Here is a 26,806-nt window from a genome sequence, read left to right as displayed (position 1 = left end):
CCCCGCCCCGCTCGCCCGCCCCGCCCCGATCGATCCGAGGACCATGCGCTCCCACCGCCGCTCCCGGCTGCTCGCCCCCCTCATACTCGCCCCGCTGATAGCCGGCTGCTTCGCCTCCGGAGGCGGTGACGACTCCGGGGACGGTGGCGGCGGTGACGGCTCCCGTCTTCGCGTGGCCCTCGCCTTCCCGCCCGCCGAGGGACTCTCGCCGTACGGCGCCGACGCCACCCTCCTCAGCCGCCTCGCCGTCACCGAGGGCCTCACCGCGCTCGACGCCAACGGCAGTGCCGCCCCCGCGCTCGCCGAGTCCTGGCGGCGGGACGGGGACAACACCTGGGAGTTCACGCTCCGCGACGCCACCTTCCAGGACGGCAGCGAGGTCACCCCGGCCGCCGTCGCCGACTCACTCACCCACGCCACCGACGCCAAGCCCGCGCCCGCCGCCCTGGCAGGGGTCACCCTCACCGCGAAGGCCCAGGGCGAACGGGTCGTCCGGATCACCACCGCCGAGCCCGACCCCGTACTGCCGCTGCGGCTGTCCAGTCCCAGCCTCGCCGTTCTGTCGGCCGAGGCCTACGACAAGAGCGGCCGCGTCGACCCCGTCGGCACCGCCACCGGCCCCTTCGAGCTGACCAAGGTCAACGGCGCCACCTCCGCCTCCCTCGACCGGTTCGACGACTACTGGGGTGGCCGCGCCCAGGCCTCCGGCATCGACGCCCGCTTCATCGCCGACGGCACCGCCCGCGCCAACGCCCTGCGGACCGGCGAGCTCGACATCGCCGAGGCGGTCCCGGTGGCCCAGGCGGCGACCCTCGACGAGGAGACGCGGCGCGACACCGCCACCACCCGGACCACCAGCCTGCTCTTCAACGCCTCGTCCGGGGTCTTCAAGGACGCCGGGCTGCGGGCCGCCGCCCGCGCCGCCGTCGACGCCTCCGTGTTCGCCAAGGACGTGTACGAGGGGTACGCCGACCCCGGTGCGGGGGTCTACGGGCCCGCCGTGACCTGGGCCGAGGGGAAGCGGACCGAGCCCGTCGGACGCGCGGCGGGCAAGAAGGCCGACGGTGACACCATCACCCTCGCCACCTACGACAACCGGCCCGAGCTGCCCGAGGTCGCCCAGGTGGTCAAGCAGCAGCTGGAGAAGGCCGGGTTCAAGGTGAAGCTCACCGTCCGCGAGTACTCGCGGCTGGAGGGGGACGCCCTGGCGGGGAAGTTCGACGCGTTCGTTCTCGCCCGGAACACCCTTGTCGACACCGGTGACCCCGTCGCCGTCCTCGCCAGCGACTACACCTGCGACGGCGGATACAACATCGCCCAGCTCTGCGACAAGGACGTCGACGCGGCCGTCGCCAAGGCCGAGCAGAGCGCCGACACCGCGAAGCGGCAGGACGCCGCCATGGCCGCCGAGGCCCGCATCCTCGGCAGCGACGCCGTCGTGCCGCTCGTGCACCAGCGGATCATCACCGGCGTCGGCAGCTCCGTACAGGGCGTGATCCTCGACCCGTACGAGCGCACCCTCGTCGGCACCGGCACGCGGCGCTGACCCGTGCGGCAGCAGGTGGCCACCGTCGTGTGGCGAGGTGTCCTCGCGGCGGGGCTGGTGTGCGGGATCGGGCTGCTGCCGTGGCTGACGCGGACCGATCCGGCCCACACGGTTCTCAAGGCACGGTCGGTCGAGCGTGAGCCCACGCCCGAGGTGCTCGCCGACATCCGCGCGCAGCTCGGGCTCGGCGACGGGCCGCTGCACCTGCTCGGGCGGTGGCTCGGCGGGCTCGTGCGCGGTGACGCCGGGCGGTCGTGGATCTCGGGGGGCGAGGTCCTGCCCGACGTGCTCCAAGCGCTCGGAGCCTCCTTGCTGCTCATGGCCGTCGCCCTTCTCGTCGCCGCCCTCACCGCCGGGCTCATCTGCGCCCGCACGCTCAGGCTCGGCGCCCGGCGGCGGCTCGGTGGGCGGCGGCGTGGCGGCACCGCCTCCGCCGTCGTCGCCTCGCTGCCCGAGTTCCTCGTCGCCTCCGTGCTCGCCACCGTCGTCGGGGTGCAGCTGGGATGGCTGCCCGCGCTGGGGTGGTACGGGCCACAGTGGACCGTGCTGCCCGCGCTCGCCCTCGGGCTGCCCGCCGGGGCGGTGCTCGGGCGGCTGCTCGACGATCTGCTGCCCGGCGCGTTCGGTGAGCCGTGGGCGCTGGCCGCCGCCGCCCGGGGGCTGACCGGCCGGCGCATCGCTCGGCAGGCGTTGCGGCGGTGCGTGCCCGCGCTGCTGCCCAATCTCGGGTTGTTCGTCGTGGGCCTCACCGGTGGGGCCGTCGCCGTCGAGCAGGTCTTCGACATCCCCGGGCTCGGCCGCACCACCCTCCAGGCCGCCCTCGCCCAGGACCTGCCCGTCCTCCAGGCCGGCACCCTCGCCCTCGTCCTCCTCGCCGCGCTCGCGACCGGTGCCACCCGCGTCGCCGCCCGTCTGCTCACCGGACCCGCGCTGCGCGACGGCGCCCTCTCCTCCCTGCACCGGCCCGCCCCGCCCGCCGGCGGACTGCTGCCCCTGCTCTACGGCGTCGTCCTGCTCGCCGTCATCGGCTTCGGCCTGGCGCGCGACCCGCTCGCCCTGAACACGGGGGAGCGGCTGCGGGCGCCCTCCCTCGACCATCCCTTCGGTACCGACGCCCTCGGCCGGGACCTGCTCGCCCGCGTCGGCCACGGGGCTCTGGACACGCTGCTCCTCGCCTCCGCCATCACCGCCGCCGCGCTGCTCGCGGGCGTACTCCTCGGGCTCGTACCCCGGGTGTCGGCACCGCTCGTGGACACCGTCAACGCGGTACCGCCGGTGCTGGCCGCCCTGCTCGTCACCGCCGTCGCGGGAAGCGGAACGGCCACGCCCGCCCTCGCCGTGGCCGCCGTCGCCTGGGCGCCGCTCGCCGCGCACACCTCCTCGCTGCTGCGGCAGGAACGCGCCACCCTGCACATCACCGCCACCCGGGGGCTGGGCGCCGGGCGGTGGTACCTGCTGCGCCGCGAACTGCTGCCCGCCGTCCTGCCCCCCGTCCTCCGGCACGCTCTGCTGCGGCTGCCCGGCGTCGCCCTCGCGCTCGCCTCCCTCGGCTTCCTCGGCCTGGGCGCCCAGCCGCCGTCCCCCGAGTGGGGCCTGCTCCTCGCCGAGAACCAGCCCTACGCCGAGCGCGCCCCCTGGGCCGTCCTCGCCCCCGCCGCCGTCCTCGCCCTGCTCGGCGCGCTGGCCGTCACCGCCGCGGGCGGACTGCGTCGGCCCCGGCGGCGGCCTCGGCGCACGTCCCCGGTCGTCAGCCCAGCGGTCGTCGAGCAGAAGGAACTGGTCGGCGCCCGATGACCGCACCGTCCATCGGCCGGCTCGTGCGGAAGCCCCGCCGCGGGGCCCCGCCCGCCCCGCTCTCCCCACTGCTCCGGCTGCTCATCGTCACCCAACTCGCCTTCAACGTCGGTTTCTTCGCGGTCCTGCCCTTCCTCGCCGAGCATCTGGGCCAGGGCATCGGCATGGCGGGGTGGCTGGTCGGCTTCGTGCTGGGGCTGCGGACCTTCAGCCAGCAGGGGCTGTTCGTGGTCGGCGGGGCGCTGGCCGACCGGTACGGCATCCGGCCGGTCGTACTCGCCGGATGCGTGCTGCGGATCGCCGGGTTCGGGTGGCTCGGGTTCGCCGAGCGGACCTGGGCCGTCGTCGGTGCCGTGCTGCTGATCGGGTTCGCCGCCGCGCTCTTCTCGCCGGCCGTCGAGTCCGAGGTCGCCAGACAGGCCGTCGTCCGGGAGGAGGAGGGGGGCGGGGACCGGACCCGGGTGCTCGCGCTGTTCACCGTCGCCGGGCAGGCGGGGGCTTTCGTCGGGCCGCTGCTGGGGGCTCTGCTGCTCGCCGTCGACTTCCGTACGGCGTGCCTGGCCGGCGCCGGCGTCTTCGTGCTCGTCCTCGCCGGGCACGCGTGGCTGCTGCCGCAGCGCATTCCCGGGCGGGCGCGGGTCCGGGTCAAGGGCGGGGCGCGGCTGCTGCTGCGCAACCGGCGCTTCCTCGCGCTGTGCTGCGCGTACGGCGCCTATCTGCTCGCCTACAACCAGCTCTACCTCGCGCTGCCCGCCGAGGTGGAGCGCGCCGCCGGTTCGCAGGCGCCGCTGGCCTGGCTGTTCGCGCTGTCCTCGCTGCTGGTGGTGACCGCGCAGTTGCCGGTGACGCGGTGGGCGGGGGAGCGGCTGGCGCCGCGCCGGTCGATGGTGGCGGGGCTGGTGCTGGTCGCGGCCGGGTTCGCCGTCGTCGCGGTGGCGCGGCCCGCCGGGTGGACGGGCACCGGTGGGCTGGTGCCCGCCGCCGGGTTCGTGGTGCTGCTCACCCTCGGGCAGATGCTCGTCGCGCCCGTCGCCCGTGCCTGGGTGCCGGACCTCGCCGAGGACGGACGGCTCGGGCTGTACACCGGGGCGTTGTCCTCGGTCTCCGGGTTCATCGTGCTGGCCGGCAGCTCCGCGACCGGACTGCTGCTGGACAGCGGGCTGCCGGCCGCCGTGCCGTGGCTGGTCCTGGCCGCCGTACCGCTGGCGGCGGCGGGGTTGCTGCCCCGGCGCCACTGAGCCACCCGAGCACCTTCGACCGGCCCTGGCGCATTGCCCCGCCCTTCGGACGACCTTGCCGTGGATGAAGGCCGAGTCGATCCGACAGGCCCGCGAGCCCGCGGGAAGGACGACGAGCAGGCGGACGCGGACTGGCACGGACGGACGCGGACAGGAGCGGTCAGACGCGGTCAGGCGCGGTCGGAGGCGACCGGCGGGGACGCGCCTGAGCAGGCCGTCGGCCACCGTCGGCCACCGTCGGGCGCCCGAGAAGCCTCACTGAGCGACGAGTTCCCGCATCGCCTCGGCCGCCGGGGCGGCGCTCCGCGTCCGCGACGTCCGCCACAGCCACAGCACGTCCCGGCCGAAGGACCACACCAGCAGCCCCAGCGCCAGCAGGACCACCCCGGTGTTGACCGCGGGCGACAGCAGCTCCGCGCCCGCCAGCAGCAGCAACACGCCCTGCAGCGCGGCCACCGTCTTGCGGGCCGTGCTCGGCGGCAGCGGGGCGGTCAGCCACGGCCACACCCGGGCCGCGGCGACGAACACGTAGCGCATGCCGCCGATCAGCAGTACCCACGGGCCCTGGTCCATCGCGACGTACACGCTGAGCACCAGGATCAGGAACGCGTCGACCTCCATGTCGAAGCGGGCGCCCAGCTGCGACGACGTGCCGGTGCGGCGGGCGACCCTGCCGTCCACGCCGTCCAGGATCAGGGCCACGGCGGTCAGGCCGACGAGCAGGGAGACCGGCGGCGCGCTGCGGAAGGAGTCCGCGACCAGGGCCGTGACCCCGCCGACCAGGGTGGCCCGGCCGAGGGTGACCCGGTTGGCCGGGCCGAACGACGGCAGCCGGGAACGGTGCAGGGCCCGGGAGAGCACCGCCCAGGTCGCGAACGCGAACGCGAGGCCGGTCAGCCAGCCCGCCGTGCCCATCCCGATCGCCGTGCCGAGCAGCGACAGGAGCAGGATCTGCGCGCCCGCCCCCACCGCGGTCTCCTGCTGAACGGGCCTCGCGTCGTACGCGTCGTACGTGTTGTTCAGGGCCACCGAACACCCTCCGGCCGTGTGACAGAGTCGATCAACGCCGCTACCTTGTGCGCGGCTCGTGCATCCCTCGGTACGTGGGCGGCTTCCCGATCGTTCAGGAGGACATCCGATGACAGGCATGGCACGTGCGTTCTGGCTCGAATCGCCAGGCCGGGGCGCGATCCGCGACGTCGAGCTGTCCGCGCCCGCGGCCGGCGAGGTGCTGGTGCGTACGCTCTTCAGCGGTGTGAGCCGGGGCACGGAGACGCTCGTCTTCGGCGGCGGAGTGCCCGAGAACCAGTACGCGGCCATGCGCGCGCCGTTCCAGGAGGGTGACTTCCCGGGGCCGGTGAAGTACGGCTACCTCAACGTCGGTGTGGTGGAGGAGGGTCCGGCCGCCCTCCTCGGACGCACCGTCTTCTGCCTGTACCCGCACCAGACCCGGTACGTCGTCCCGGCCGCCGCCGTCACCCCGGTGCCCCCGGAGGTCCCCGCCGAGCGGGCCGTGCTCGCCGGCACCGTCGAGACCGCCGTCAACGCCCTGTGGGACGCGGCGCCCCTGGTCGGCGACCGGATCGCCGTGGTCGGCGGCGGCATGGTCGGCTGCTCGGTGGCCGCACTGCTGGCCCGCTTCCCCGGCGTCCGCGTCCAGTTGGTCGACGCCGACCCGGCCCGGGCCGAGGTCGCCGAGGCCCTCGGGATCGGCTTCGCGTCCCCCGCCGACGCCCTCGGCGGCCTCGACCTCGTCGTCCACGCCAGTGCGACGGAGGCGGGCCTCGCCCGGTCACTGGAGCTGCTGCGGCCCGAGGGGACGGTCCTCGAACTGAGCTGGTACGGCGACCGGCGCGTCGCCCTCCCGCTCGGCGAGGCCTTCCACTCGCGGCGCCTGACCGTGCGCAGCAGCCAGGTCGGCACCGTCTCCCCGGCGCGCGGCGCCACCCGCACCTACGCCGACCGGCTCGCCCTCGCCCTCGACCTGCTCGCCGACCCGGCGCTCGACGCACTCGTCACCGGCGAGTCCGCGTTCACCGAACTGCCGGACGTGCTGGCGCGACTGGCCTCCGGCGAGATCCCCGCGCTGTGCCACCGGATCCGGTACCCCGGCGACTGACCCTCCACCCGCCGGGGACGGCATCGGCGCCTGACCTTGAGAAAAGACGTACGGGCCGCTGAACAAGGGAAGGCACCGAGCCGTAATAGACGGCACCCCGCGCACCGATCGGCGGGGGATCAGACGTGCCACACCTGGAGGGTCGTCCGTTGTTCAGCATCACCGTCCGCGATCACATCATGATCGCCCACAGCTTCCGCGGCGACGTCTTCGGGCCCGCGCAGCGCCTGCACGGAGCGACGTTCCTGGTGGACGCCACCTTCCGGCGCGAGCAGCTGGACGAGGACAACATCGTCGTCGACATCGGACTGGCCACCCGTGAACTGGGCGCCGTCGTCAGCGAGCTGAACTACCGCAACCTCGACAACGAACCCGACTTCGCCGGCGTCAACACCTCCACGGAGTTCCTGGCCAAGGTCATCGCCGACCGGCTCGCCGAGCGCGTCCACAAGGGCGGGCTCGGCGAGGGGGCCAAGGGCCTGGCCGGCCTCACCGTGACCCTGCACGAGTCGCACGTCGCCTGGGCGAGTTACGAGCGTGCGCTGTGACCGACACGTCCATCGAGACGGCGACCGGTGCGACCGCCGCCGGTCGCACTCGGCTCACCTACGTCCCCGCACAGACGTCCGCGCCGGCTTCGGCCCCGAGGAACGGGGGGATCATCCCCATGTCCCTGCGCTCCGTGCACTTCGTCATGCCGGGCGGAGTCGACGACCCGGCCGCGCCGAGCGGCGGCAACGCCTACGACCGGCGGGTGCGGCTGGACCTGCCGGGCTTCGGCTGGCGGGTACGGGGTCTGCCCGTGGCCGGGGACTGGCCACGGCCGGACGACGCCGCCCGCGCGGAACTCGCTCGCGTCCTGCGCCGGTTGCCGGACGGCGCCGTCGTCCTCCTCGACGGCCTGGTCGCCTGCGGGGTGCCGGAGGTCGTGGTCCCGGAGGCGGAGCGGCTGCGGATGGCCGTCCTCGTCCACCTCCCGCTCGGCGACGAGACCGGCCTCGACCCCGCCGTGGCCGCCGAACTGGACGCGCGTGAACGCGCGGTGCTGCGGGCCGTCCCGTCCGTCGTCGCCACCAGCGACTGGGCGGTCCGGCGCCTCGTCTCCCACCACGGCCTCGACCCGGTCCGCGTCCACGTCGCCGCCCCCGGCGCCGACATCGCGCCCCTCGCGCCCGGCACGGACGGCGTCTCGCGGCTGCTGTGCGTCGCCGCCGTCACACCCCGCAAGGGCCAGCACCGGCTGGTGGAGGCCCTGTCGGCGGTCGCCGACCTGCCGTGGAGCTGCGTGTGCGTCGGCGGACTCGGGCAGGACCCGGAGTACGTCGGCCGGCTGCGGACGCTGATCGCGCGGCACGGGCTGGAGGACCGGCTGGTCCTCGCGGGACCGCGGGCCGGCGCGGAACTGGACGCCACCTACGCCACCGCCGACCTGATGGTCCTCACCTCGTACGCCGAGACGTACGGCATGGCGGTGACGGAGGCCCTCGCGCGCGGCATCCCTGTGCTGGCCACGGACGTCGGCGGCCTCCCGGAGGCGGTCGGGCGCGCTCCCGACGGCGGGGTGCCCGGCATCCTCGTCCCGCCGGAGGACCCTGTCGCGCTCGCCGCCGAACTGCGCGGCTGGTTCGGGGAAGCGGACGTACGACGCCGGCTGAAGGCCGCGGCACGCGGCCGCCGCGCCGCCCTCGACGGCTGGGCGACCACGGCCCGGAGCCTGGCCGGAGTACTGCACCGGCTGCCGAGCGAACCCCGGAGGGCGGCATGAGGAAGACCACGGCACCGGCCACGCGGGCGATCCCGTCCCAGCCAGGCCCCCAGCACGCCCCCGACTCGGCGAGCGGCGTGATCCCGGGCGCGGGCCCGACCGATCCGCCCACCGAACGCCCCGGGCGGCCCTCGGCCGAGTCACTGGCCGGCAGCTTCGGGCGGCCGTCCGCCGATCCGCTGGCCGACGGCTTTGGGCGGCCCTCCGCCGGTCCCCTCACCGACCACCCCGCGCAGCCCTCCACCGAGTCGCTCGCCGACCGTCTCGGGCAGCCGTCCGCCGATCCGCTGGCCGACGGCCTTGGGCGGCCCTCTGCCGAGTCGCTGGCCGACGGCCTTGGGCGGTCGTCCGCCGATCCGCTCGCCGACGGCCTTGCACGGTCGTCCGCTGAGTCGCTGGCCGACGGCCCCGGGCGGCCCACCGCCGATCCGCTCGCCGACGGCCCCGGCCGGCCCTCCGCCGAGCCGCTCACCGACCGCCCCGAGCAGCCCCCCGCCGGTCCTCCCGCCGGTCCCCTCACCGACCACCCCGCGCAGCCCTCCGCCGAGCGGGCCACTCTCCGCCTGCGCGAGGAGCCGGGGCGCCCCGGTGAACCTCCGCGGTATGCCCCCGAGTGGCTACGGCTGCGTGAGCCCGCCGATGGCGCCGCGCGGGCGCACGAGTTGCTCGACCCGCTGCGGATCCGTCTCGCCAACCTGCCGCGGCGGGCGGGTGGGCTGGTCGTGCACGACGTGGGCTGCGGCACCGGCTCGATGGGACGCTGGCTCGCCCCGCTGCTCGACGGCGCCCAGCACTGGGTGCTGCACGACCACGATCCCTACCTCCTGCACTTCGCCGCCGTCGCCGCCCCGCGTTCGGCCGCCGACGGCAGCCGCGTCACGGTCGAGACTCGGCGCGGCGACCTCGGCCGCCTCACCCCGGACGCGCTGGCCGGCGCCGCGCTGGTGACGGCGTCCGCGCTGCTCGACGTCCTCACCGCCGAGGAGGTCCGCACGCTCGCCGCCGCCTGCGCCTCGGCCGGCTGCCCGGCCCTGCTGACCCTGTCCGTCGCCGGGCGCGTGGACCTCACTCCAGCCCACCCCCTGGACGCCGAGATCGCCGACGCGTTCAACGACCACCAGCGGCGTACCGGCATGCTCGGCCCGGACGCCGTGACCGTCGCGGCGGAGGCCTTCGCCGAGCACGGCGCCACGGTGCGGGCGCACCCCAGCCCCTGGCGGCTGGGCCCCGACGAGGCCGCGCTCACCGCCCAGTGGCTACGGGGCTGGGTCCGCGCGGCCGTCGAACAGCGCCCGGAACTGCGCGAACCGGCCGGCCGGTACCTGGACGAGCGCCTCGCGGCCTGCGCCGCGGGGGAGTTGCGCGTCGTCGTCCACCACACCGACCTGCTGGCCCTGTGCCGGCCGACGGGCGGGGCCTCGTGAGCGCACCGACGGTACAGGCGGCGACGGGAACCCTGCCGGCGGCGGTACGCCGGGACGCGGCGCCCGTCGGCGACCACCCCCGCCGCCGCGCCCTGCGCACCCACCTCGGCACCGTCGCCGGCGTCGCCATCCTCGCCGTACTCCTGTGGCGGATGGGGACCGGTGTGTTCCTGGAAGGGCTGCGCCGCATCGACGCGCCCACGCTGCTGGCGGCGCTCGGGATCGGACTGGTCACCACGGTGTTCAGCGCCTGGCGCTGGGCCCTGGTGGCCCGGGGCCTGCGCATCCGGCTGCCACTCGGACCAGCCGTCGCCGACTATTACCGCGCGCTGTTCCTCAACGCCGCCCTCCCCGGCGGCGTACTCGGCGACGTGCACCGCGCGGTACGGCACGGACGGAGCGCGGGCGACCTGGGGCGGGGCGTGCGGGCCGTCGTCCTCGAACGGGGCGCCGGGCAGGTCGTGTTGATCGGTGTCGGCGTCGCGGTGCTGCTCACGATGGAGTCACCCGTGCTGGCCGGGACCCGGCACCTCGCACCGCTCCTGGGAATGGCCGTGCTCGGCGCGCTCGCCGTCGTCCTCGCCCTGCGCATGAACCGGGCCCCCTCCCGCAAAGGACGGGCAGCGGCCGGGGCCCTGCGGGCGACGCTCCGCGAAGCGCGCGAAGGGCTGCTGTCCCGGCGGAACCTGCCGGGGGTCGCCGTGTCGTCCGTCGTCGTCCTGGCCGGGCACCTCGCGATGTTCGTCCTCGCCGCCCGGGTGGCCGGCAGCGGCGCCTCCGTCGCCGTACTGACGCCGCTGGCCGTGCTGGCGCTGCTCGCCATGGGACTGCCGCTGAACGTCGGCGGCTGGGGCCCCCGGGAGGGCGTCACCGCCTGGGCGTTCGGGGCGGCCGGGCTGGGCGCGGGCACCGGGCTGGGCGTGGCCGTGGTCTACGGGGTGCTCAGCCTCGTGGCGAGCCTGCCCGGGGTCGCCGTTCTCGTGGTCCGCTGGTGCGAGGGGCTGCGCGGCCGTGCCGCCCCGCACCGCGCGCCCGACGGGCACTACCCGCGCTCACCGCCCGGCGCGGTGACCGTCTCCGACGTCAGCAGCGAGAAACACGCTCCGAAGGAATCCGCGAGGCTCGCCAGCAGTTCCTTCCCCTTTTCCGCCGAACCCAGTGAGGGACGCCCGATGACACCGGAATCGGTATAGGCGGACATACCGAGGGAGAGCAGATGACGCCGGTCGTCCGCGACGAAATCGGCGGCCTCGTAACCGGGCCGGACGTATTCGGGGTGCGTGTGCAGAAGAATGGAGGTCTCGATTTCCCCCGCGTGCATGTCGGTGAGCAGCGAAGTGGCCACCCCCGCCCGCTCCCGAGCCGCCTCCCAGTCCTCCGCGGCCGGGAACAGCGCCATCCGTTCGCCGCGTGCGGAGGACTCCTGGACGACGTTGCCCAGTACGTAGTTCCCGCCGTGCCCGTTGACCACCACCAGGGCGTCGACGCCCGAGCGGCGCAGCGAGTCGGCTATGTCCCGTACCACCGCGTGAAGGGTCACCGAGGAGATGCTGACCGTCCCCGGCCAGTCCGCGTGCTCGTGGGAGCAGCCGATCGTCACCGGCGGGAGCAGGTGCACCGGGTACGCGGCGGCGATCTCCCGGGCGACGGCGCACGCGACGAGCGTGTCGGTCGCCAGCGGCAGGTGCGGGCCGTGCTGTTCGAAGCTTCCGACCGGCAGCACCGCCACCTGTCGCGGAACCCCGGAGCCCCGCCTGCGCACGTCTTCGGTCGTGTCCGCCGGCACCAGTGAAACATCCATTCCCGCACGGCCTTTCGTCTCGGTCGAGAAACTGTTGAGCAGTCTGTTGAGGAACGCGAGAATCATGACAGAAAAAATTGGTGTACTCGGCAAGAAAGCAGCGCAGCGCACGGATGTGGAGCGGGTCGTGGTGACGCCTCTGCCCACCGTGTACGGCGAATTCCGGGCATTCGGCTATTTCGACCACGAGCGCGGTGACGAGCAAGTGGCACTGGTCCACGGCGATCCGGGCGCCGACGGCGTGCTGACCCGGCTGCACTCGGAGTGCCTCACGGGTGACGCGTTCGGCTCCCAGCACTGCGAGTGCGGTGCCCAACTCGCCTGCGCACTGCGGGAGGTGGCCGCCGCGGGCGGCGGCGTCGTGGTCTATCTGCGCGGCCACGAGGGACGCGGCATCGGACTGCTCGCCAAACTGCGCGCGATGGCGTTGCAGGCGGAGGGCCTTGACACGGTGGAGGCGAACCTCGCCCTCGGCCTGCCGGTGGACGCCCGCGACTACGGCGTCGCCGCCCGCATCCTCGACGACCTCGGGGTGCGGTCCGTGCGCCTGATGTCCAACAACCCGCGCAAGCGTGAGGCGTTGGTGCGCCACGGCATCGAGGTCACCGAGCAGGTGCCGCTGCTGATACCGCCGTGCGAGAGCAACATCACCTATCTGCGCACCAAGCGGGAACGGCTCGACCACCATCTGCCCCACCTGGACGCGGTGGCGCATGTGTCGTCCTGACTCCAGGGGGCCGGATCAGCCGGTGACGGCCTCGTGCACGAGCCGCTTGAGGTCCGGGTAGACCGTGTGCGAGGACTTCGGCCGTACCTGGGTCATGAACTGCACCGTCAGGTCGCGGCCCGGGTCGACCCAGAAGGTGGTCGTCGCCACGCCGCTCCAGCCGTACGTGCCGAGCCCGGAGGGGGCCTGGGTGCGGGCCGGGTCGATGACCACGGAGACGCCGAGGCCGAAGCCGACTCCGTCGTTGCCGGGTTCGTCGTGCGCCGGGTGGCTGCCGTAGGCGCGCAGGTCGGCGTCGCCGGGCAGGTGGTTGCGGGTCATGAGGTCCACCGTCCCGGGGGCGAGCAGGCGGACGCCGTCGAGTTCGCCCCGGCGCCGCAGGAGTTCCGTGAAGCGGTGCACGTCGTACGCGGACGAGACCAGGCCGCCGCTGCCCGACAGGAACCGCGGCCGGCCCCGCAGCGGCAGCCCGGGGACCGGCTCGATGCCACCGCCGTCCGTCTCGCCGTACAGCTCGGCCAGCCGGCCGGCCTGCTCGTCGGTGACGTGGAAGCCGGTGTCCGTCATGCCCAGCGGCCGGAAGATCCGTTCGGCGCAGTACGTGTCGAGCGACTGCCCCGACACCACCTCCACGAGCCGCCCCAGCACATTGCTGGCCACCGAGTAGTTCCACCGCGTGCCCGGCTCGAACTGCAACGGCAGGCTCGCGTACAGGTCGACCGTCTCGGCCAGGCCCGCGCCCGGCCGCACCGACGACTCCAGGCCGGCCGCGCGGTACAGCTCGTCGACGGGGTGGGCGTGGTAGAAGCCGAAGGTCAGCCCGGCGGTGTGGGTCATCAGATGCCGGACGAGGATCGGCCCGGCGGCCGGCCGGGTGATGACGTCGTCCGCGGACCCTTCCACGTACACCCGCGGCTCGGCGAAGGCCGGCAGGTACCGCGCCACCGGGTCGTCGAGCGACAGCCGGCCCTCCTCCACCAGCATCAGCGCGGCCACGGACGTGACCGGCTTGGTCATGGAGTAGATCCGCCACAGCGTGTCGGCCGCCACGGGCAGCCCGGCCGCGACGTCCCGCCGGCCGTGCACGGTCAGGTGGGCGACCCGGCCGCCGCGGGCGACGGCCACCAGGAACCCGGGCAGCCGGCCCTCGTCGACCTGCCGGGCGAAGTGCCGGTCGAGCCGGTCCAGTGCCTTCGGATCCAGCCCGGCCGCACTCGGGTCGACCTCCTGCCGCAGTGGTGCCGTCACCATCGCCCTCCTTGGTCGTTCGTCGAGGTGGGTCCGGCATACCCCGCGCACACGACTTCAGGCCTGATGACCCGCCGTACGCGCCGGTGTGCACCGGCGCGCCCCGCCGCGTGGCATTCGGGCACCACGTCCTCGCAGGGGAGGGCGGAGGGCAGCCGCCCAAGGGCGTCAGGCCGTCACCGTCTCCGGCTGTGCCGCCTCCGGGCGGGCACGCTCGCCGAGCGCCTCCGTCGGGACCTTGTGGGTCTCGCGGGCGGAGAACGCGGCGATCACCGGCGGGACGCACAGCGCCGCCGTGAACAGCGCCACCGCGAACCAGTCGTCGCCGTCCGGACCGGCGATCTGCGCCGCGAACGTCACCGCGAACCCGGCCACCGCGAAACCGATCTGGGTGCCGATCGCCACGCCGGACAGCCGGACCCGGGTGGAGAACATCTCGCCGTAGAAGGCGGGCCACACGCCGTTCGCGGCGCTGTAGACGACACCGAAGGCGACGATGCCGGTCAGGAACGTCAGCGGGTAGGAGCCGGTCGAGATCGCCCACAGGTACAGGAACATCGTCACCGCGCTGCCCACCGCGCCGATCAGGAACACCGGGCGTCGGCCGATGCGGTCGGACAGCGTCGCCCACAGCGGGATCGCGGCGAGCGCGACGACGTTGGCGAGGGCGCCCACCCACAGCATCGCGGTACGGGACATGCCGACCGAGTCACTGGTGGCGTACGCCAGCGCCCAGACCGTGAAGATCGTGCTGACCGAGGCGATCAGCGCGCCCGCGACCACCCGCAGTACGTCCGCCCAGTGGTCGCGCGCCAGCACCGCCAGCGGCATCTTCGCGACGCCCTCCGTGGCGGCCTGCTGCGCGAAGGCCGGCGTCTCGTCCAGCTTGCGGCGGATGACGTAGCCGACGATCGCGACCACGACGCTCAGCCAGAACGGCACGCGCCAGCCCCAGGACAGCAGCTGGTCCTCGGGGAGCGCGGCGATGGGGAGGAAGACCAGGGTGGCGAGCAGCTGCCCGCCCTGGGTGCCGCTGAGGGTGAAACTGGTGAAGAAGCCGCGTTTGTGCGGTGGCGCGTGCTCCAGGGTCATGGAGTTGGCGCTGGCCTGCTCACCGGCCGCCGATATGCCCTGCAGGACGCGGCAGAGCACCAGCAGGACCGGGGCGAGGGTGCCGACCTGGTCGCGCGTGGGCAGACAGCCGATGAGGAACGTCGACACGCCCATCAGGATCAGCGTGAAGACCATGATCTTCTTGCGGCCCATGCGGTCGCCGATGTGGCCGAGGAAGAACGCGCCGACCGGACGGGCGGCGTAGGCGACGCCGAACGTGGCCAGCGACAGCAGGGTCGCGGTGGCCGGGTCGGACTCGTCGAAGAAGACCTCCGGGAAGATCAGCGCGGCGGCGCTGCCGTAGATGAAGAAGTCGTAGTACTCGAGCGCGCTGCCGATCCAGGCGGCGGTCGCGGCCTTCTTCGGCTGGCCGGGCGGGGCGGCGCCCTGGGACGCGGGGGCGGGGACGGACACGGCGTTGCTCCTTCGGGGGACTCCACGGTAGGCGGAGTGAGCGGAGGGGAGAAGTGCCGATCGGCTAATTAACCCACTGGGTAGTTAGTCGCGGTTGGGAAGGGATGTTGCGCGCACGTGTCCCGCGTGTCAAGAGGTCCCGTCGTTCCGCCGCCGCGGCGGTCAGTCCGCCGCGCGCTCCGCCGTGAGGTAGGCGATCACCATGTCGCCGAGCATGGCCCGGTAGTGCTCGCGCTGGTCCGGGGCGACCAGGTCGCGGCCGAACAGGGCGCCGAAGGTGTGCCGGTTGGCGACCCGGAAGAAGCAGAAGGAGCTGATCATCGCGTGCAGGTCGACGGCGTCGACGTCGGCCGTGAACAGGCCGGACCGCTGCCCGTCCGCCAGGATCCGGTGGATCACGTCGAGCGCCGGCGAGCCGATGCTGGCCAGCATCTCCGAGGACGCGATGTGCTCCGCGTCGTGGATGTTCTCGATGCTCACCAGGCGGATGAAGTCGGGGTGCCGCTCGTGGTGGTCGAAGGTCACCTCGGCGAGGCGCCGGATGGCCGCCACCGGGTCCAGGTGCTCGACGTCGAGCTGCTGCTCGGCCTCCCGGATCACGCCGTACGCCCGCTCCAGCACGGCCGTGAACAGCTGCTCCTTGCCGCCGAAGTAGTAGTAGATCATCCGCTTCGTGGTGCGGGTGCGGGCGGCGATCTCGTCGACGCGGGCACCGTCGTAGCCGGCCCGGGCGAACTCGCGCGTCGCCACGTCGAGGATCTCGGCCCGGGTGCGGGCGGCGTCACGGGTGCGCGTGGCGGCTCGTGCCGGTTCGTCGACGCTGCTCATCGGGTTCCTCCGGCTGCGGGGCGGGGACTGCGGGCTGGGGCGTGCCGGTGATTCTAGAAGCCTCCGCCTTCCCACACGCCCCACCCTCCTGCTATGACTAACGTACTGGTTCGTACATTGGTCGCTCGGGCAGCAGCCCGAGCCGCTCAGGAGGTCCCCGGTGGCCAAGGACTCGTATCTCGTCGGGCTGATCGGCTCCGGCATCGGCCCGTCGCTCAGCCCGGCACTGCACGAGCGGGAGGCCGGCCGGCAGGGTCTGCGCTACCTGTACCGGCTGATCGACATCGACACCCTCGGTGTCCGGCCCGAGGCGGTGGGCGACCTGCTGCGCGCGGCCCGGGACCTGGGCTTCGACGGGCTGAACATCACCCACCCCTGCAAGCAGCTCGTCATCGAGCACCTGGACGCCCTCGCCCCGCAGGCCGAGGCGCTCGGCGCGGTCAACACCGTCGTCCTCGACGACACCGGTCGCGCCACCGGACACAACACCGACGTCACCGGCTTCGCCGCCTCCTTCGCCCGCGGGCTGCCCGACGCGCCGCTGGAGCGGATCGTGCAGTTCGGCGCCGGTGGCGCGGGCGCGGCCGTCGCCCACGCCACGCTCACGCTGGGCGCCGGGCGGGTCACCGTCGTCGACGCGATGCCCGAGCGCGCCGCCACCCTCGCCGCCCAGCTCAACCGCCACTTCGGGGACGGCCGCGCCGACCACGCCGCCCCGGACCGGCTGGCCGGGCTGCTGACCCGGGCCGACGGCATCGTGCACGCCACCCCCACCGGCATGGCCGCCCACCCCGGCCTGCCGCTGCCCGCCGAACTGCTGCACCCCGGGCTGTGGATCGCCGAGGTCGTCTACCGCCCGCTGGAGACCGAGCTGCTGCGCACCGCCCGCGCGCTGGGCTGCGCCACGCTCGACGGCGGCGGCATGGCCGTCTTCCAGGCCGCGGACGCGTTCCGGCTGTTCACCGGGCGGGAACCCGACACCGTGCGGATGCTCGCCGACATCACCGACTTGGCGGGCGCCCTCGGCGCCCCGCAGTAGGAAAGAGGTAGCCACGTGCGGACGTCCATCGCCACCGTCTCCCTCAGCGGATCGCTCACCGAGAAGCTCACGGCCGCCTCCCTGGCCGGCTTCGACGGCGTGGAGATCTTCGAGAACGACCTGCTGGCCAGCCCCCTGACCCCCGAGGAGATCCGCGCCCGCTGCGCCGACCTCGGCCTCACCATCGACCTCTACCAGCCCATGCGGGACGTCGAGGCGCTCCCCGAGGACGAGTTCGCCCGCGCCCTGCGCCGCGCCCGGCACAAGTTCGAGCTGATGCGCAGGCTCGGCGCGGACACCGTCCTGGTCTGCTCCAGCGTCTCCTCGCACGCCGTGGACGACGACGCCCTCGCCGCCGAGCAGCTGAGCCGGCTCGCCGACCTGGCCGAGGACCACGGCGTCCGCGTCGCCTACGAGGCGCTCGCCTGGGGCCGGCACATCAGCACCTACGACCACGCCTGGCACGTCGTCGAGAGCGCCGGCCACCCCGCGCTCGGCACCTGCCTGGACAGCTTCCACATCCTCTCCCGCGGCAGTGACCCCAAGGGCATCGAGGACATCCCCGGAGAGAAGATCTTCTTCCTCCAGCTCGCCGACGCCCCGCTCCTCGCCATGGACGTCCTCCAGTGGAGCCGCCACTACCGCTGCTTCCCCGGCCAGGGCGGCTTCGACGTCGCCGGACTGCTGCGGCACGTACTGCGCGCCGGTTACGACGGTCCACTGTCCCTGGAGGTCTTCAACGACGTCTTCCGGCAGTCCGAGGCCGGCCCCACGGCCGTGGACGCCCAGCGCTCCCTGCTGACGCTCCAGGAGACGGCCGGCCTCGCCGCGCCGCCCGCCCCCGCGCCGCCCACCGGGGTCGCCTTCGCCGAACTGGTCACGCCCGACGCCGCACCCGTTACCGCCGTGCTCGGCGCGCTGGGCTTCGCCCGGACCGCACGGCACCGCGGCAAACCCGTCGACCTGTGGCAGCGGGGCGACGCCCGCGTCCTGGTCAACACCGGGCCGGCCGAACGGCGCGACGGCACCCGGCTGGCCGCCGTCGGCCTGGAGTCGCCGGACCCCGCCGGGGCGGCCCGCCGCGCCGAGGCCCTGCTCGCTCCGGTGCTGCCGCGCCGCCGTGCCCCCGGCGACGCCCCGCTGGAGGCGGTCGCCGCGCCCGACGGCACGGAGCTGTTCTTCTGCGCCACCGAGCGCCCCGGACTGCCCGACTGGCGGGCCGACTTCGAGGACACCGGCGCGCCCGCCGAGGCCGGGGCGGCCTGGCGCGTCGACCACCTCTCCCTCACTCAGCCCTGGCACCAGTTCGACGAGGCGGCGCTCTTCCACCGCGGCGTCCTCGGACTGCGCCCGCAGGAGAGCGTGGACGTCGCCGACCCCTACGGCCTGCTGCGCAGCCGCGCCGTCACCACCGACGACGGCGGGGTCCGCATCGTCCTGACCGTCGGCGCGGCACCCACCGACGACACCGCGCACGCCCAGCACATCGCCCTGGCCACCGACGACGTGGTCGCCGCCGCCCGCCGTTTCCGCGCCGCGGGCGGACCGCTGCTCCCGATCCCCGGCAACTACCACGACGACCTCGCCGCCCGCTTCGAGTTCGCCGACGGCGAGCTGGAGACGTACCGTGAGCTGGGCATCCTCTACGACCGTGACGCGCACGGCACCTTCCGGCACTGCTACACGCACACCGTCGGCCGGGTCTTCTTCGAGCTGGTCCAGCGGGACGGCGGCTACCGCGGCTACGGCGCGGCCAACGCCCCGGTCCGGCTGGCCGCGCAGCACGCGGTGCGGGGGTTCACTGGCGGCTGACGGTGCGGGTGACACCGGCGACGACGGTGGTGGCCAGGATCCAGCCCATCACGATCAGGACGTAACCGAGGTACTGGTACCAGCCCTCGGGCGCGAACGCGCTCTCCTGACCGAAGGAGATCACCGGCAGCAGCAGGTCCAGCGTGTAGAACACCGGGTTGAAGTCGGGGGACTCCGCGGGCTTGAGCGGCGGCGGGTGCCGCAGGCCGTACGCGACCGAGCCGACCGCGAGCAGCGACAGCAGCCAGCCGCCGGCCCGCAGCGGACGGAAGCCGTAGCCGACGGCGGCGTCCTGGAGCAGTCCCCAGACCCGGCCGTACCAGGGCAGGGTGCGGCGGTGCCGGCGCTGCTTGGCGAGCTGGACCAGCCGGGCCGCGTCGTCGTCGCCGATCCGGCGGTAGGAGGCGGTCAACTGCTCGTAGATGAAGGGCAGATAGCTGTCGCCGCGCTCCAGCATCGGCAGCCGCCGCTCGGCGGGCTCGTGCGGGACGAGCGACGTGTAGGTGAGGTCGTTCAGCTGGACCCAGTGCGGCACCACCTCCGGTTCGACGAACAGCACCTCCACCTGGGAGCGGCGCAGGTTGAGGGTGCCCTCCACCGCCGGGCACTGGCGCAGCCACAGTTCACCGATCACACAACTGCTCGCGCGCAGCGCGGTTCCCCCGGGATTGACCAGGCGCGCCTGCGACAGGTCCAGCCGGCCGGGTATGCGCGCACCGCGGAATTCCAGCCGGCCCCGCACCTCGGCGTGCCGCATCAGCACATCGGCCTCGGCCGCGAGCGTCTCGGCCCGCAGGGCGGTGCCGTCCGGCCGGTCGAGCGCCGCGTCGGTGAGGTTGACCGTCCCGGCGACCCGGGCGCCGTCGAGCCGCACCGTTCCCCGCGCCCGCAGCCCCGGCGCCCACAGGTCGGCCCCCAGCACCGCCTGGTTCAGCTGGAGCACCGGCCCCTCGGTGTCCGGCGCGTGGATCTCCGTGCTCTCCAGGTAGAGGCTGCCGGTGATCTCCGCACCGCCGAGCCGCACCATCCCGCCGAACCGGGCGCGGGTCAGCCGCAGTACGCCGTCCACGCGGACGGCGTGCGAGATCAGGCCGGGCAGGACGGACTCGCTCAGGTTCACCTCGCGCAGCCGGGCCGCGTAGAGCCTGGGCACGTCGTCGAAGTGGCAGTGCCGCAGCCGCACGGGGTGGTCGACCGTCGCGTACGCCAGTTCCAGCGGCCCGGTGACGCGCGCGCCCGCCAGGCTCAGCGCGGCCACCTCGCCGTCCGCCCGGGGGCCGTCGAGCAGCAGTGCGCGCAACACGCTCGCGCGTACGGTCCGTTCGGGGCCCCAGGTGCCGCCCTCGGCCGGGTCCTCGTCGTCGGCGGCACGGAAGTCCACGGCGGTGCCCGTGGCGAACGCCCGCCAGACGCGCGCCTCGGCCGGTGTCAGGTCGTTGATCTCCATCAGGGATGGACTCTGACCCGAACCGGCCGATCACGTCAACGCGCTTCGAGCGACGCCTACTTCTTGGCGGCCTCCACCGCGTGCCCGCCGAACTGGTTGCGCAGCGCGGCGATCATCTTCATCTGCGGCGAGTCGTCCTGCCGGGACGCGAACCGCGCGAAGAGGGAAGCCGTGATCGCGGGCAGCGGCACGGCGTTGTCGATGGCCGCCTCGACGGTCCAGCGGCCCTCGCCGGAATCCTCCGCGTAGCCGCGCAGCTCGTCCAGGTGGTGGTCCTCGTCGAGGGCGTTGACGGCCAGGTCGAGGAGCCAGGAGCGGATCACGGTGCCCTCCTGCCAGGAGCGGAAGACCTCGCGGACGTTGTCCACGGAGTCGACCTTCTCCAGCAGCTCCCAGCCCTCGGCGTACGCCTGCATCATGGCGTACTCGATGCCGTTGTGGACCATCTTGGAGAAGTGCCCGGCACCGACCTTGCCCGCGTGGACGTAGCCGTACGGTCCCTCGGGCTTGAGGGCGTCGAAGATGGGCTTGAGGTCGTCGACGACCTCCTTCTCGCCGCCGACCATCAGGGCGTAGCCGTTCTTCAGGCCCCACACGCCGCCCGAGACACCTGCGTCGACGAAGTTGATGCCGCGCTTGGCCAGCTCCTCGGCGTGCTTCTCGTCGTCCGTCCAGCGGCTGTTGCCGCCGTCGATGACGGTGTCGCCGTGCCTGAGCAGGTTCGCCAGCTGGTCGATGACGTGCTGGGTGGCGGCGCCGGCCGGGACCATCACCCAGACCGCGCGCGGCCGCTCCAGCTGCTCGACGAGGTCGACCAGACTGCCGACGTCGGCCCGCTCGGGATTGGTGTCGTATCCGACGACGGTGTGGCCGGCGTTGCGCAGACGCTCGCGCATGTTGCCGCCCATCTTGCCGAGACCAACAAGACCGATCTGCATGTCAGTGCACTTCCTTCAGTTCACGGTAGGCGGCCACCAGCGCGGCCGTGGACGGATCGAGACCGGGCACGTCAGCGCCTTCGGTGAGGGCGGGCTCGACGCGCTTGGCCAGCACCTTGCCGAGCTCCACGCCCCACTGGTCGAAGGAGTCGATGTTCCAGATCGCGCCCTGGACGAACACCTTGTGCTCGTACAGCGCGATCAGCTGGCCGAGGACGGACGGGGTCAGCTCGGTGGCCAGGACGGTCGTGGTGGGGTGGTTGCCCTTGAAGGTGCGGTGCGGCACCTGCTCCTCGGGCACGCCCTCCGCCCGGACCTCATCGGCGCTCTTGCCGAAGGCCAGCGCCTGTCCCTGGGCGAAGAGGTTGGCCATCAGCAGGTCGTGCTGGGCCTTCAGCTCGTCGCTCAGTTCGGCGACGGGCCGGGCGAAGCCGATCAGGTCGGCCGGGATGAGCTTGGTGCCCTGGTGGATCAACTGGTAGTACGCGTGCTGCCCGTTGGTGCCGGGCGTGCCCCAGACCACCGGACCGGTCTCCCACTCCACGGGACGCCCGTCGCGGTCGACCGACTTGCCGTTGGACTCCATGTCGAGCTGCTGGAGGTAGGCCGTGAACTTCGACAGGTAGTGGCTGTACGGCAGTACGGCGTGCGACTGGGCGCCCATGAAGTTGCCGTACCAGACGCCCAGCAGGCCCAGGACCAGCGGGGCGTTGTCCGGGGCCTCGGTGTTGCGGAAGTGCTCGTCGACGATGCGGAAGCCGTCGAGCATCTCCCGGAAGCGGTCCGGGCCGATGGCGATCATCAGGGAGAGGCCGATCGCCGAGTCGTACGAGTACCGGCCGCCGACCCAGTCCCAGAACTCGAACATGTTGGCCGTGTCGATGCCGAACGCGGCGACCTTCTCGGCGTTCGTCGACAGCGCCACGAAGTGCTTGGCGACCGCCTTCTCGTCGCCCTTTCCGGCGCCGTCCAGACCGGCCAGCAGCCAGGAGCGCGCCGAGGTCGCGTTCGTGATCGTCTCGATCGTGGTGAACGTCTTGGACGCCACGACGAACAGCGTCTCCGCCGGGTCCAGGTCCCGGACCGCCTCGTGCAGGTCGGCACCGTCCACGTTCGACACGAACCGGAACGTCAGCGAGCGGTCGGTGAAGGCCCGCAGCGCCTCGTAGGCCATCGCCGGACCGAGGTCGGAGCCGCCGATGCCGATGTTGACGACGTTGCGGATGCGCTTGCCGGTGTGTCCGGTCCACTCACCGGAACGGACCCGGTCGGCGAAGTCGGTCATGCGGTCCAGCACGGCGTGCACCTTGGGTACGACGTTCTCGCCGTCGACCTCGATCACCGCGTCCCGCGGGGCGCGCAGGGCGGTGTGCAGGACCGCCCGGTCCTCGGTGATGTTGATCCGCTCACCGCGGAACATGGCGTCGCGCAGGTCGAACACGCCGGTGGCGGCGGCGAGTTCCCGCAGCAGGGCCAGCGTGTCGTCGGTGACCAGGTTCTTGGAGTAGTCGATGCGCAGATCGCCGACGCGCACGACGTACCGCTCCGCCCGCCCGGGGTCCGAGGCGAACAGCTCGCGCAGGTCCGGCCGCGGCAGCGCGTCCTTGCGGTGGTCCGCCAGCGCGGTCCACTCGGGCCGCCGGTCGAGCTTCGGGGTGTCAGACATGGACGGGGGTCTCCTTGCCGGCCTCGCCGCGCAGGGCGACGGCGTACATATCGTCCGCGTCGAGGCGCCTGAGCTCCTCGGCGATGAGTTCGGAGGTCGAGCGGACCTTGAGCGCGAGGGAGCGCGGGGGCTGGTCGGGCAGGGTCATCGTGGCGATCGGTCCCTCGGGCCGGTCGATGACGATCTCGCCGTTCGCGGTGCCGAGGCGGACGGCCGTGACGACCGGACCGTCGGTGACCACGCGGTCCACCCGGACGTGCAGCCGCGCCTCCAGCCAGCGGGCCAGCAGCTCGGCGGCCGGGTTCTCGGCCTCGGCCTCCACGGTCGCCGAGGTCACCGGCACCCGGGCCTGGTCGAGTGCCGCGGCCAGCATGGAGCGCCACAGCGTCAGCCGGGTCCAGGCGAGGTCGGTGTCGCCGGGCGTGTACGCGCGGACCCGGCGCTCCAGGACCTCCATCGGGCGCTCGACCGCGTACAGGTCGGTGATCCTGCGCTGCGCCAGCGCGCCCAGCGGGTCCCCCGCGGGGTCGTCCGGCGCCTCCACCGGCCACCACACGACGACCGGGGCGTCCGGCAGCAGCAGCGGCAGCACCACCGAGTCGGCGTGCTCGGACACCTCCCCGTACATGCGCAGCACCACCGTCTCACCGGTGCCGGCCTCGGAGCCCACCCGCACCTCGGCGTCGAGGTGGGAGCGGGTGCGGTCGCGCAGGTTGCGGGGGTGCCGCTTGATGACGACCAGGGTGCGCGAGGGGTGCTCGTGCGAGGCCTCCTCGCCGGCCTTGACCGCGTCGTAGGCGTTCTCCTCGTCGGTGACGATCACCAGCGTGAGCACCATGCCCACAGCCGGTGTGCCGATGGCCCGGCGGCCCTGCACCAGCGCCTTGTTGATCTTGCTTGCCGTGGTGTCGGTCAGGTCGATCCTCATGGCCTGCGCCAGCTCCGTCCGTCTCGTGCGAGCATCTCGTCGGCTTCCCGCGGTCCCCAGCCGCCCGAGGGGTACTGCGCGGGCCTCTCGTGCGCGGCCCAGTACCCCTCGATCGGGTCGAGGATCCGCCAGGACTCTTCCACTTCCTGGTGACGGGGGAACAGGTTGGCGTCGCCCAGCAGGACGTCCAGGATCAGCCGTTCGTACGCCTCCGGGCTGGACTCCGTGAACGACTCGCCGTAAGCGAAGTCCATGGACACGTCCCGGATCTCCATCGAGGTGCCCGGCACCTTGGAGCCGAACCGCACCGTCATGCCCTCGTCGGGCTGGACGCGGATGACGATCGCGTTCTCGCCCAGCTCCTCCGTCGCGGTGGAGTCGAAGGGGGAGTGCGGGGCCCGCTGGAAGACGACCGCGATCTCCGTCACCCGGCGGCCCAGCCGCTTGCCGGTGCGCAGGTAGAACGGGACGCCCGCCCAGCGGCGGTTGTCGATGCCCAGCTTGATGGCCGCGTAGGTGTCGGTCGTGGAGGCCGGGTCGATGCCCTCCTCCTCCAGGTAGCCGGGCACCTGCGCGCCGCCCTGCCAGCCGCCCGCGTACTGCCCGCGCACCGTGTGCTCGCCCAGGTCGTCCGGCAGCCGCACGGCCCGCAGCACCTTCAGCTTCTCGGTGAGCAGCGACCGTGCGTCGAAGGCGGCCGGCTCCTCCATGGCGGTGAGGGCCATCAGCTGGAGCAGGTGGTTCTGGATGACGTCACGGGCGGCGCCGATGCCGTCGTAGTAGCCGGCCCGGCCGCCGATGCCGATGTCCTCGGCCATCGTGATCTGCACGTGGTCGACGTAGGACCGGTTCCAGATCGGCTCGTACATCTGGTTGGCGAAGCGCAGCGCCAGGATGTTCTGGACGGTCTCCTTGCCCAGGTAGTGGTCGATGCGGAAGACCTGCTCCGGATCGAAGACCTCGTGCACCAGCGCGTTCAGGTCGCGGGCGCTGCCCAGGTCGTGCCCGAACGGCTTCTCGATCACCGCGCGGCGCCAGGAGCCGTCCGGGGCGTCGGTCAGCCCGTGCTTCTTGAGCTGCTGGACGACCTTCGGGAAGAACTTCGGCGGCACCGAGAGGTAGAAGGCGTAGTTGCCGCTGGTGCCGCGGGAGGCGTCCAGCTCCTCGACGGCCTTGCGCAGCTGCTCGAAGGCGTTGTCGTCGTCGAAGTCGCCGGGGATGAAGCGCATGCCCTCGGCGAGCTGCTGCCAGACCTCCTCGCGGAACGGCGTGCGCGCGTGCTCCTTGACCGCGTCGTGCACGACCTGGGCGAAGTCCTGGTTCTCCCAGTCCCGGCGGGCGAAGCCGACCAGGGAGAAGCCCGGCGGCAGCAGGCCGCGGTTGGCCAGGTCGTAGACGGCCGGCATCAGCTTCCGGCGGGACAGGTCGCCGGTGACACCGAAGATGACCAGTCCCGACGGGCCCGCGATACGGGGCAGGCGCCGGTCCTGGGGATCGCGCAGGGGGTTGCTCCAGTCGAGCGGCGCGACGGGTGTCACGGCCTTCGCGTCCACCGCGGCCGCCTTCGCGCCCTTGGCGGCGCCGGCCGTCCCGGACTTCTTCGCGGTCCGGGCGGACCTGGGCGTCCTGGCCGGTTTCGAGGCCTCGGCGGCCCCGGACTCATCGGCCTCCTGGGCGTGCGACGGCCCCGCGGCCTCCTGTGCCGTCCTCGCCTCCTTGGCCTCCTTCGTCGCCTTGGTCTCGTGGACCGTCGTAGCGGGAAGGTCCTCGCTCATTCCCCGTCAACTCCCTTGCTGTCGAGGGACTTCGTCACGGCGTCCAGCAGGTCCTGCCAGGCCACCTCGAACTTGGCCACGCCCTCCTGCTCCAGCTGCTGCACCACCTCGTCGTACGAGATGCCGAGCCGCTCCACGGCTCCGAGGTCGGCCCGGGCCTGGGCGTAACCACCGGTGACCGTGTCGCCCTGTACGTCACCGTGATCGGCGGCGGCGTTCAGGGTGGCCTCCGGCATCGTGTTCACGGTGCCGGGAGCGACCAGCTCCTCCACGTACAGGGTGTCCCGGAATGCCGGGTCCTTCACCCCGGTCGACGCCCACAGGGGGCGCTGGGGGTTGGCGCGCGCCCCGGCGAGGGCGGTGAAGCGGTCACCGGCGAAGACGTTCTCGTACGCCTCGTAGGCCAGTCGCGCGTTGGCCAGCGCCGCCTTCCCCTTCAGGGCGAGGGCGTCGTCCGTGCCCAGCAGCGTCAGGCGCTTGTCGATCTCGCTGTCGACGCGGGAGACGAAGAAGGAGGCGACGGAGTGGATGCCCGCGAGGTCGAGACCGGCCGCCTGCGCCTTCTCCAGTCCGGCGAGGTAGGCGTCCATGACCTCGCGGTAGCGCTCCAGGGAGAAGATCAGCGTGACGTTGACGCTGATGCCTGCGCCGATGACCTCGGTGATCGCCGGGAGACCGGCCTTCGTCGCCGGGATCTTGATCATCACGTTGGGGCGGTCGACGAGCCAGGCCAGCTGGCGGGCCTCGGCGATCGTGGCCCGGGTGTCGTGGGCGAGACGCGGGTCGACCTCGATGGAGACCCGGCCGTCCCGGCCGCCGGTGGCGTCGTACACGCCACGCAGCACGTCGGCGGCGGCGCGGACGTCGGCGGTGGTCATCATGCGGACCGCCTCGTCGACGGTGACGCCCCGGGTCGCCAGGTCGGCGAGCTGCTCCTCGTAGCCCGCGCCGGAGCCGATGGCGACCTGGAAGATCGACGGGTTGGTGGTGACGCCGACGACGTTCCTCGTCTCGATCAGTTCGGCGAGGTTGCCGGACTCGATCCGCCGCCGCGACAGGTCGTCCAGCCAGATGGAGACGCCCGCCTCGGACAGGCGTCGCAGTGCTCCCGCGGACGCGGTTGCTTCGGTCACAGTGATCATCTTCTCTTTCTGCGGTGTTTTCCGTGGTCGAGTACGGTCGGC

The 26,806-nt window shown here is 73.3% G+C and carries 21 protein-coding genes and 1 pseudogene; 11 read left to right on the top strand and 11 right to left on the bottom strand.

Annotated elements, in window-relative coordinates:
* Positions 1–43: 43 nt before the first annotated feature.
* The 3 genes from RI578_RS05730 to RI578_RS05720 are packed head-to-tail and all read left to right on the top strand — an operon-like array spanning position 44 to position 4,578.
* Positions 44–1,546, top strand: coding sequence for an ABC transporter substrate-binding protein (locus tag RI578_RS05730; protein ID WP_310870046.1), 1,503 nt, complete (start codon positions 44–46; stop codon positions 1,544–1,546).
* Positions 1,547–1,549: 3 nt separating this feature from the next.
* The gene (locus tag RI578_RS05725; RefSeq protein WP_310870045.1) at positions 1,550–3,340 is read left to right on the top strand and encodes an ABC transporter permease subunit; all 1,791 of its coding nucleotides are present in this window, start codon (positions 1,550–1,552) and stop codon (positions 3,338–3,340) included.
* Complete coding sequence (locus RI578_RS05720; protein WP_310870044.1) at positions 3,337–4,578, top strand: MFS transporter; 1,242 nt, start codon at positions 3,337–3,339, stop codon at positions 4,576–4,578. The genes RI578_RS05725 and RI578_RS05720 overlap by 4 nt, the downstream gene beginning before the upstream one ends.
* Positions 4,579–4,833: 255 nt before the next feature.
* Here RI578_RS05720 and RI578_RS05715 read toward each other — a convergent pair whose 3' ends face one another.
* Entirely contained in the window at positions 4,834–5,607 is a 774-nt protein-coding gene (locus RI578_RS05715) for a CDP-alcohol phosphatidyltransferase family protein (RefSeq protein ID WP_310870043.1), read from the bottom strand.
* Positions 5,608–5,716: 109 nt separating this feature from the next.
* Here RI578_RS05715 and RI578_RS05710 point away from each other — a divergent pair, with 109 nt between their 5' ends.
* The 5 genes and pseudogenes from RI578_RS05710 to RI578_RS05690 form a co-directional block, all read left to right on the top strand.
* Positions 5,717–6,697 (top strand): zinc-binding alcohol dehydrogenase, encoded by a 981-nt coding sequence (locus RI578_RS05710; protein WP_310870042.1) that lies wholly within the window; start codon positions 5,717–5,719, stop codon positions 6,695–6,697.
* A gap of 149 nt (positions 6,698–6,846) precedes the next feature.
* Positions 6,847–7,245, top strand: coding sequence for a 6-carboxytetrahydropterin synthase (locus tag RI578_RS05705; RefSeq protein WP_121750136.1), 399 nt, complete (start codon positions 6,847–6,849; stop codon positions 7,243–7,245).
* A complete protein-coding gene (locus RI578_RS05700) occupies positions 7,242–8,462 on the top strand; it encodes a glycosyltransferase family 4 protein (RefSeq protein ID WP_310870041.1) in 1,221 nt (406 codons plus the stop codon). Before RI578_RS05705 ends, RI578_RS05700 begins: the two co-directional genes overlap by 4 nt.
* 395 nt (positions 8,463–8,857) lie before the next feature.
* The gene (locus RI578_RS05695; protein ID WP_310875677.1) at positions 8,858–9,886 is read left to right on the top strand and encodes a hypothetical protein; all 1,029 of its coding nucleotides are present in this window, start codon (positions 8,858–8,860) and stop codon (positions 9,884–9,886) included.
* A 152-nt stretch (positions 9,887–10,038) separates the two neighbouring features.
* Positions 10,039–10,794, top strand: a pseudogene (locus RI578_RS05690) (YbhN family protein); the annotation flags it as partial.
* 134 nt (positions 10,795–10,928) lie between these two features.
* Here RI578_RS05690 and RI578_RS05685 read toward each other — a convergent pair.
* Positions 10,929–11,687 carry a creatininase family protein gene (locus RI578_RS05685; protein WP_310870040.1) on the bottom strand — a complete coding sequence of 253 codons (759 nt, stop codon included), beginning with the start codon at positions 11,685–11,687 and terminating at the stop codon, positions 10,929–10,931.
* Positions 11,688–11,751: 64 nt separating this feature from the next.
* On the opposite strand from RI578_RS05685, the gene ribA reads away from it, so the two are divergent.
* Positions 11,752–12,414 (top strand): GTP cyclohydrolase II, encoded by a 663-nt coding sequence (ribA, locus tag RI578_RS05680; RefSeq protein WP_310870039.1) that lies wholly within the window; start codon positions 11,752–11,754, stop codon positions 12,412–12,414.
* A 15-nt stretch (positions 12,415–12,429) separates the two neighbouring features.
* Here ribA and RI578_RS05675 read toward each other — a convergent pair whose 3' ends face one another.
* From RI578_RS05675 to RI578_RS05665, 3 genes are all read right to left on the bottom strand, one after another.
* Complete coding sequence (locus tag RI578_RS05675; RefSeq protein ID WP_310870038.1) at positions 12,430–13,665, bottom strand: serine hydrolase domain-containing protein; 1,236 nt, start codon at positions 13,663–13,665, stop codon at positions 12,430–12,432.
* Between the two features lie 165 nt (positions 13,666–13,830).
* A complete protein-coding gene (locus RI578_RS05670; protein WP_310870037.1) occupies positions 13,831–15,189 on the bottom strand; it encodes an MFS transporter in 1,359 nt (452 codons plus the stop codon).
* A 162-nt stretch (positions 15,190–15,351) separates the two neighbouring features.
* Entirely contained in the window at positions 15,352–16,017 is a 666-nt protein-coding gene (locus RI578_RS05665; protein WP_310870036.1) for a TetR/AcrR family transcriptional regulator, read from the bottom strand.
* A 160-nt stretch (positions 16,018–16,177) separates the two neighbouring features.
* Here RI578_RS05665 and RI578_RS05660 point away from each other — a divergent pair, with 160 nt between their 5' ends.
* Positions 16,178–17,056 (top strand): shikimate dehydrogenase, encoded by an 879-nt coding sequence (locus tag RI578_RS05660; protein ID WP_310870035.1) that lies wholly within the window; start codon positions 16,178–16,180, stop codon positions 17,054–17,056.
* Positions 17,057–17,071: 15 nt separating this feature from the next.
* Entirely contained in the window at positions 17,072–18,868 is a 1,797-nt protein-coding gene (locus tag RI578_RS05655; protein WP_310870034.1) for a TIM barrel protein, read from the top strand.
* On the opposite strand, the gene RI578_RS05650 is transcribed toward RI578_RS05655, so the two are convergent.
* The 6 genes from RI578_RS05650 to tal are packed head-to-tail and all read right to left on the bottom strand — an operon-like array spanning position 18,855 to position 26,764.
* On the bottom strand, positions 18,855–20,315 hold the full coding sequence (locus RI578_RS05650; protein WP_310870033.1) for a membrane-associated oxidoreductase: 1,461 nt from the start codon (positions 20,313–20,315) through the stop codon (positions 18,855–18,857). The genes RI578_RS05655 and RI578_RS05650 overlap by 14 nt on opposite strands.
* 56 nt (positions 20,316–20,371) lie before the next feature.
* Complete coding sequence (gene gnd / locus RI578_RS05645; RefSeq protein WP_310870032.1) at positions 20,372–21,253, bottom strand: phosphogluconate dehydrogenase (NAD(+)-dependent, decarboxylating); 882 nt, start codon at positions 21,251–21,253, stop codon at positions 20,372–20,374.
* A 1-nt stretch (position 21,254) separates the two neighbouring features.
* On the bottom strand, positions 21,255–22,919 hold the full coding sequence (pgi, locus tag RI578_RS05640; RefSeq protein ID WP_310870031.1) for a glucose-6-phosphate isomerase: 1,665 nt from the start codon (positions 22,917–22,919) through the stop codon (positions 21,255–21,257).
* Positions 22,912–23,847, bottom strand: coding sequence for a glucose-6-phosphate dehydrogenase assembly protein OpcA (gene opcA, locus RI578_RS05635; RefSeq protein WP_310870030.1), 936 nt, complete (start codon positions 23,845–23,847; stop codon positions 22,912–22,914). The genes pgi and opcA overlap by 8 nt, the downstream gene beginning before the upstream one ends.
* Entirely contained in the window at positions 23,844–25,622 is a 1,779-nt protein-coding gene (gene zwf, locus RI578_RS05630; protein WP_310870029.1) for a glucose-6-phosphate dehydrogenase, read from the bottom strand. Before zwf ends, opcA begins: the two co-directional genes overlap by 4 nt.
* Positions 25,619–26,764 carry a transaldolase gene (gene tal / locus RI578_RS05625; protein WP_310870028.1) on the bottom strand — a complete coding sequence of 382 codons (1,146 nt, stop codon included), beginning with the start codon at positions 26,762–26,764 and terminating at the stop codon, positions 25,619–25,621. Before tal ends, zwf begins: the two co-directional genes overlap by 4 nt.
* Between the last annotated feature and the right edge of the window lie 42 nt (positions 26,765–26,806).

Origin of the sequence: Streptomyces sp. BB1-1-1 (assembly GCF_031597775.1) — a bacterium.
GTDB classification, from domain to species: Bacteria; Actinomycetota; Actinomycetes; order Streptomycetales; family Streptomycetaceae; genus Streptomyces; species Streptomyces thinghirensis.
Note: the sequence above shows the minus strand (reverse complement) of the source record. Positions and strands in the feature narration are given on the sequence as shown.